This window comes from Blautia sp. AF19-13LB (assembly GCF_003479105.1).
In the GTDB taxonomy this organism is placed as follows: Bacteria; Bacillota; Clostridia; order Lachnospirales; family Lachnospiraceae; genus Fusicatenibacter; species Fusicatenibacter saccharivorans.
Genome location: NZ_QUGO01000015.1, coordinates 82,607 through 89,419, shown reverse-complemented (window position 1 = coordinate 89,419; position 6,813 = coordinate 82,607). Strand labels below are relative to the sequence as shown.

Sequence of the window (6,813 nt, the reverse complement as noted above, 5' to 3'; positions counted from 1 at the left end):
CAACACCTTTTTTCGAATTTTCTTATTTTTAGAAAAATATAGTTAATTCTGCATATTTTATATTTTATCTGAATTTTTTAAAAAAGACCGTACGCATCACACGCCGGTCCTTTTTCCACAACTTCCTTCTAATTTTTCCCCACGCGCAGAATCGCATCCTGAATATTTTCCACCGGAATCAGTGCGATTCCACCGATTTTCTCCACGGGCTTCATGCAGACAGCAGGTAAAATCACCCGCTCGAAGCCCAGTTTTTTTGCTTCCAGTACACGCTGTTCCGCCATGCTGACGGCGCGGACCTCACCGCTTAAGCCGACCTCGCCAAATACGACCGTTTTCTCATCGATCACCTGATCTTTGTAGCTCGATACGACGGCAAGTGCGATGCCAAGATCGATCGCCGGCTCATTCATCTTGATTCCGCCTGCGATGTTGACGTAGGCATCGCTTGTCGAAAGATTGACTCTTGCGCGTTTTTCCAGCACTGCCATCAGCAGGTTCACACGGTTGAAATCGCATCCTGCTGCGGTGCGGCGCGGGATTCCGAAATTACTGTGGCAGACCAGTGCCTGAATCTCGATCAGGATCGGGCGCGTTCCCTCCATGGAGCATGCGACAACCGAACCGGAAGCTCCCTCCGGCCGTCCGTTCAGCATGTACTCCGATGGATTTTTCACTTCCACGAGTCCCTCTGTCTGCATTTCGAAGACGCCGATCTCATTTGTAGAACCAAAACGGTTTTTGACGCCGCGTAGAATCCGGTAGGACGCATGACGGTCGCCCTCGAAGTACAGCACGGTATCTACCATGTGTTCCAGCACACGTGGGCCGGCCACATTACCGTCTTTTGTCACATGACCGACGATAAAGATCGAAATTCCCATTCCCTTTGCAATCTGCATCAGCACATTCGTCGATTCCCGGACCTGGGATACACTGCCCGGCGCGGAGCTGACCTCCTCGTTGTACATGGTCTGGATCGAGTCGATGACGGCAATCTCCGGCTTCTCTTTTTCCATGACGGCGCGGATGATGTCAAGATTCGTCTCACAGAGCAGGGACAGATTTTCATTAAATTCTCCGATCCGCACGGCGCGCAGTTTGATCTGGCGCAGGGACTCCTCGCCGGAAATGTATAAAACCTGATGTCCTGCTGTGGACAGCATGCGGCACACCTGCAGAAGGAGTGTGGATTTTCCAATTCCCGGATCGCCGCCGACCAGTGTCAGGGAACCCGGCACGATTCCTCCGCCGAGCACCCGGTCGAGTTCTCCGATTCCCGTCGGGATACGCTCTTCTTTTCCTGTTGAAATTTCCGTCAGATGCACCGGCTTTCTGCCCGCTGCGCTGTGGCTTCCGATCCCCTGGTTTCCCGCCGGTGTTTTGGCCGCCGTCGGTTCCTCCACAAACGTATTCCATTCTCTGCACGCCGGACACTGGCCCATCCATTTTGCTGACTCATAGCCGCAGTTCTGGCAGAAAAAGGCTGTTTTTTTTGCTTTTGCCATAGTTGTGTCTCCCTTATAATTGTCAAAAAAAGCTGCCGCACACGTTCTGCGACAGCCTTCTTTTCTTATTTCATCATGCTTTTACGATTTCTACTGCTACATTCTCTGCTTTTTCCAGCTCTACGCTGAAGGAAAGTTTTCCGCCGAGGTTTGTGGTCATGTGGCCAACGTTTACACCGTCGAGCAGCACCTTGTATTCGGTCTCTGCTTCCATTTCAACGGTGATCTGTGCATCCTCCGGTCCTTCTACTTTGAAGGTCATGCCGCCGTCGAATACGTTCAGATCGGTAACTGCGGTTCCCGGAACGGATTCGTATACGAACAGTCCGTTTTTCTCCAGCTTTGTGATTTCCTTAAAGGTTTTTACTTTATACAGATCTCCTCTGTGCTCAAAATCAGATTTTTTTGCCTTTGCCGCAAGCTCATAATCTCCGAAGCTGATGCCTCCGTCTGCCTCTGTGCGGATTAATTCTTTTACTACTGACATTTGTAAATGCCCTCCTGGTCTTGTCTTTTGTGGTGTTTCGTTTGTTTGTGAAAATCATACCATAATCAAAAAGATTTTACCATATAATTTATGGAATTTTATATTATTTTTTCTCAAGAACCTTAAATGTAATCTCTTTCTTATTCATTCCAGCCGCAACGGTATCGCCTTTTTTCACTTCTCCGTTCAGGATGGCTTCTGCGAGCGGATCCTCAATTTTGCTCTGGATCGCGCGTTTTAACGGGCGGGCACCGTACTTGCTGTCGAAGCTGTTTTCCACGAGATATTCTTTCACGGTGTCACGGACTTTCAATTCAATGTCCATCTGCTCCTTGCAGCGGCGCTCCAGATCTTTGAGCAGAATCTGCAGAATCTTCTTCATATCCGCCTTGGTAAGCTGATGGAATACAATAATCTCGTCGATTCGGTTCAGGAATTCCGGCTTAAACATCCGTTTGACTTCTTCCATCACCTGGCCCTTCATGTATTCGTAGTCTTTCCGCTCATCTTCTGTCGAAAGGAATCCAAGGCGTTTCGGCGCTACAATGTTCTGTGCTCCGGCATTGGATGTCATGATAATGCAGGTCTGTTTGAAATCAACTTTTCTGCCCTGCGCGTCGGTGATATGGCCATCATCAAGTACCTGCAGCAGAATGTTGAACACATCCGGGTGAGCTTTCTCGATCTCATCGAACAGGATCACACTGTACGGGTTGCGGCGCACTTTTTCAGAGAGCTGGCCGCCTTCCTCGTAGCCAACGTATCCCGGAGGGGAACCGATCAGCTTGGAAACGCTGTGTTTCTCCATGTATTCCGACATATCAACGCGGATCAGGGCCTGCTCTGTACCGAAAACTGCCTCGGCGAGTGCTTTGGAAAGTTCTGTTTTTCCGACACCGGTCGGTCCAAGAAACAGGAAGGATCCTGTCGGACGGTTCGGGTCTTTTAATCCGACTCTGCCTCGTTTTACGGCTTTTGCCACAGCTGTCACGGCTTCTTCCTGGCCGACAACGCGTTTATGGAGTGTCTGCTCCAGTCTTGCCAGACGTTTCGATTCTCCTTCCGCGAGACGCTGTACCGGAATTTTCGTCCAGGTGGATACGGTTTTTGCGATTTCTTCTTCTGTTACCTGCAGTTTTTTGTTTTTGCAACGGCGTTCAAAGCGTTTTCGGATCTGCTCCAGATCTTTTTCGAGCTCCTGCTGGCGCGCCTGCAGTTCTTTTGCCTGCTCAAAATCGCCGGCACTGATCGCGGATTCTTTTTCTTTCTGTACTTCGAACAGTGTCTGCTCCTCTTTTGCCATGTTGTCCGGCACCTGGTAGCCGGCGAGCTGTACGCCTGCGGATGCCTCATCGATCAGATCGATGGCTTTATCCGGCAGGAAACGGTCGTTGATGTAGCGGACGCTCATTTTTACGGCTGCTTCCAGTGCTTCATCGGTGATTTCCACGCCGTGGTGGCGTTCGTAGTATGGGCGCAGGCCTTTTAAGATATCAAGTGCTTCGCTTTCCGTCGGTTCTTCTACTTTGACCGGCTGGAAACGGCGCTCCAATGCGGCATCTTTTTCGATGTATTTACGGTATTCTTCCAATGTTGTTGCACCGATGAGCTGAATTTCTCCGCGGGAAAGGGACGGTTTTAAGATATTGGATGCATCGAGTGCTCCCTCTGCACCGCCGGCCCCGATGATGGTGTGAAGTTCATCGATGAACAGCAGAATATTTTCATTTTCCGTGACTTCTTTGACAACGCGTTTGATACGCTCCTCAAATTCACCGCGGTATTTGCTTCCGGCTACCATTCCGGAAAGGTCAAGGACAACAACTCGCTTATCGCGGATCGTTTCCGGCACGATGCCAAGGGCAATCCGCTGCGCCAGACCTTCCGCAATCGCCGTTTTTCCGACACCCGGCTCTCCGATCAGACACGGGTTGTTTTTTGTCCGGCGACTTAAGATCTGAATGACACGCTCAATTTCCTGCCCACGGCCGACAACCGGATCGAGTTTTCCTTCACGCGCAAGCTCCGTCAGATCCCGGCTGTACTGATCCAGTGCCGGCGTTTCGCTGGTCTGCGCTCCACCTCTTGTCTGCGGTCCGCGGCCGGTGTTTGTATTTCCGCTTGCACCGCCCTGCAGCGGTGCCTCGCCCATGGCAGTAAGGATTGCTCCATATAGTTTCTGAATGTTGATCCCCATGGTAAAAAGCAAACGGGTAGCAACACAGTCACTTTCTTTTAAGATTGCAATCAGCAGATGCTCGGTTCCCACAGCTCTGCTCTTAAAACGCGCTGCCTCCGCTTCTGCATTTTCAAGCACTCTGCGTACCCGCGGAGTATAGCCCGGTCGGGATTCGGTCACGGTGTTTCCGCCTGGTGCAATCAGACGGTCAATCAGTTCGGTAAGCTGTCCGGCATCTACGTGAAACTCAGAAAGCACCATGCCTGCTGTGCCATCCTCCACGTTCAGAAGTCCGATCAGAAGGTGTTCGGTTCCTACGTAATTATGTCCACATTTTTCAGCTGTCCTAACCGCATATGCCAGTGCTTTTTTTGCCTGACTGGTATATCCTTCTCTCATAATACTATTGTCTCCTTCATGTTTCGTCTGCGTAATTGCTGTAAATTTCATCTACAAGCTGATGTACTTCTTCTTTTGATATATTTTTGCAGACGGCTTTTGCAAGAATCACCTGCAGATCTTCGCGCAGTTCCTGCATGGCATACAGTTTATCCGCATCGATAGAGATAACGGCTCCTTTTCTTCGGTCAATCGAAAGAAGCCCCTCCTGCCGGAGTACGCTGTAGGCCTTATTTACGGTATGCATGTTGATTCCGATATTGTCTGCGAGCTGTCTTACCGAAGGTAGAGTATCTCCTTCCTGAATTCTGGAAGTGGCAATACCCAGAATAATCTGATTTCTCAGCTGGATATAGATCGCTTCATCGCTGTTGAAATCGATCTGTATTGTCTCATAATACATAGTTACACCCTGCTTTCTCGTATCGTTTTGTTATACATATGTTATAACAATTCGCAGACTTTGTCAACAAACGGTTTCCCTACCTGTTTTTCTCGTAGATGATCTGAAGACCTTTCAGGAGCAGATTCTCATCGATGATGATGTCATGTCTGCAGTGCGGAATCACAGCTTTCGCCAGACCTCCGGTAGCCACAATCGTGCATTTGCAGCCAAGTTCTTCTTCCATCCGTTCGATCATGCCGTCGATGCTGGCAGCGTTTCCATAAATCATACCGCCTTTCATACAGTCCAGCGTATTTTTGCCAATGACTTTTTTCGGTGCTGTCAGACTGGTCTGGCTAAGCTGCGCGGCATTTGATACGAGAGCATCCAGCGAAGTACGAAGTCCCGGAAGAATCACGCCTCCGATGAAGCTTCCTTTCTGATCAAGTACACTCATCGTCGTGGCAGTTCCCATATCGATAACAATCTGCGGACATGTGTATTCATTCAGCGCTGCTACTGCTACTACAACAAGATCGCTTCCTGCCGTTGCGGGGTCGTCCAGTTTGATATTAAGTCCGGTCTTCACACCGGGGCCGACAACTTTGACCGGCTTTTTAATCACTTTTTCTGCCGCACTCCGGCAGAGCTCTGTCACCTGCGGAACAACGGAAGAGATGATACCTCCTTCGATCTGCTCCACCGGAATCTCATACAGTTCCAGTACATTTTTCAGGCTGACTGCGTATTCCAGCTCTGTTTTTGCCTTGTCCGTGGAGAGTCTTTCGATGAAGTATGTTTTTTTCCCTTCCACACACCCAAGGACGATGTTCGTGTTGCCGATGTCTATTGCAAGGATCATGATTCGGGTTCCTCCTGTAAAAACTATGAAATGAAATTCTTGTGGTTTTATTATACATGGTGCGGTGCTTTGAGACAAGAAAAAAGACAGCAAGAAAAAGTCAATTAAGTCGATTTCATACTGTCTTCTGAATATTTCATTTTGAATTATCTATTCTTGTTGTTCACAAAAATAAATTTTACATCATTCTCAAACGTACGATTTAGCAGAATTTGCCCTGAAAATGTTTGAGTACTATACATTTTTACATCATTCTCCAACCATTACTTACAGATTTAGGGGAGGTGGAAAGTTTGAGTACCATACATTTTTACATCATTCTCAAACCATCGAGCTGCTGTTATCAACTGGATGCCGGTTTGAGTACCATACATTTTTACATCATTCTCAAACGAAGGTTCTGTAAAAGTAGCTCAGTATTTGTTTGAGTACCATACATTTTTACATCATTCTCAAACCGTAACAGATCTTTTGCAGGACGAATGGGCGTTTGAGTACCATACATTTTTACATCATTCTCAAACTATGGTACATGACGGAAGGGCGTGTAGCCTGTTTGAGTACCATACATTTTTACATCATTCTCAAACGTGCGGCAGACCATGAGTGTTGATTACCGTGGTTTGAGTACCATACATTTTTACATCATTCTCAAACGGAGGACTTTGTGCGTGGTTCTCTGGGATCGTTTGAGTACCATACATTTTTACATCATTCTCAAACGCAAGCCGCGCTGTTTCGGAGCTTAGCGATGTTTGAGTACCATACATTTTTACATCATTCTCAAACTATGCGTGACCTTGCAATCGAGTGCCTTCAGTTTGAGTACCATACATTTTTACATCATTCTCAAACAATCGCCTCTTCCTTTGAGATCCCGGCGAGTTTGAGTACCATACATTTTTACATCATTCTCAAACGAGAAGCAAGCACGAGAGGAACGCCGGAGGTTTGAGTACCATACATTTTTACATCATTCTCAAACGAGAAGCA

At 47.9% G+C, this 6,813-nt stretch carries 5 protein-coding genes and 1 CRISPR repeat array; all 5 genes read right to left on the bottom strand.

The window, feature by feature from the left end:
• Nucleotides 1–128: 128 nt before the first annotated feature.
• Nucleotides 129–1,508, bottom strand: coding sequence for a DNA repair protein RadA (gene radA / locus DWX32_RS14835; RefSeq protein ID WP_117804995.1), 1,380 nt, complete (start codon nt 1,506–1,508; stop codon nt 129–131).
• A gap of 73 nt (nt 1,509–1,581) precedes the next feature.
• Nucleotides 1,582–1,995 (bottom strand): endosialidase, encoded by a 414-nt coding sequence (locus tag DWX32_RS14830; protein WP_117804996.1) that lies wholly within the window; start codon nt 1,993–1,995, stop codon nt 1,582–1,584.
• A gap of 103 nt (nt 1,996–2,098) precedes the next feature.
• Nucleotides 2,099–4,573 carry an ATP-dependent Clp protease ATP-binding subunit gene (locus DWX32_RS14825; RefSeq protein WP_117804997.1) on the bottom strand — a complete coding sequence of 825 codons (2,475 nt, stop codon included), beginning with the start codon at nt 4,571–4,573 and terminating at the stop codon, nt 2,099–2,101.
• A 16-nt stretch (nt 4,574–4,589) separates the two neighbouring features.
• Nucleotides 4,590–4,976, bottom strand: a complete 387-nt coding sequence (locus DWX32_RS14820; RefSeq protein ID WP_117510240.1) for a GntR family transcriptional regulator — start codon at nt 4,974–4,976, stop codon at nt 4,590–4,592.
• A 79-nt stretch (nt 4,977–5,055) separates the two neighbouring features.
• A complete protein-coding gene (locus tag DWX32_RS14815; protein WP_117510241.1) occupies nt 5,056–5,820 on the bottom strand; it encodes a type III pantothenate kinase in 765 nt (254 codons plus the stop codon).
• A 225-nt stretch (nt 5,821–6,045) separates the two neighbouring features.
• Nucleotides 6,046–6,805: a CRISPR direct-repeat array (repeat unit 36 nt; unit sequence GTTTGAGTACCATACATTTTTACATCATTCTCAAAC).
• Nucleotides 6,806–6,813: the final 8 nt, after the last annotated feature.

Excerpts from the sequence above, each read along its gene's own strand:
- radA (WP_117804995.1), bottom strand. The coding sequence starts at position 1,508 with ATGGCAAAAGCAAAAAAAACAGCCTTTTTCTGCCAGAACTGCGGCTAT.
- DWX32_RS14830 (WP_117804996.1), bottom strand. The coding sequence starts at position 1,995 with ATGTCAGTAGTAAAAGAATTAATCCGCACAGAGGCAGACGGAGGCATC.
- DWX32_RS14825 (WP_117804997.1), bottom strand. The coding sequence starts at position 4,573 with ATGAGAGAAGGATATACCAGTCAGGCAAAAAAAGCACTGGCATATGCG.
- DWX32_RS14820 (WP_117510240.1), bottom strand. The coding sequence starts at position 4,976 with ATGTATTATGAGACAATACAGATCGATTTCAACAGCGATGAAGCGATC.
- DWX32_RS14815 (WP_117510241.1), bottom strand. The coding sequence starts at position 5,820 with ATGATCCTTGCAATAGACATCGGCAACACGAACATCGTCCTTGGGTGT.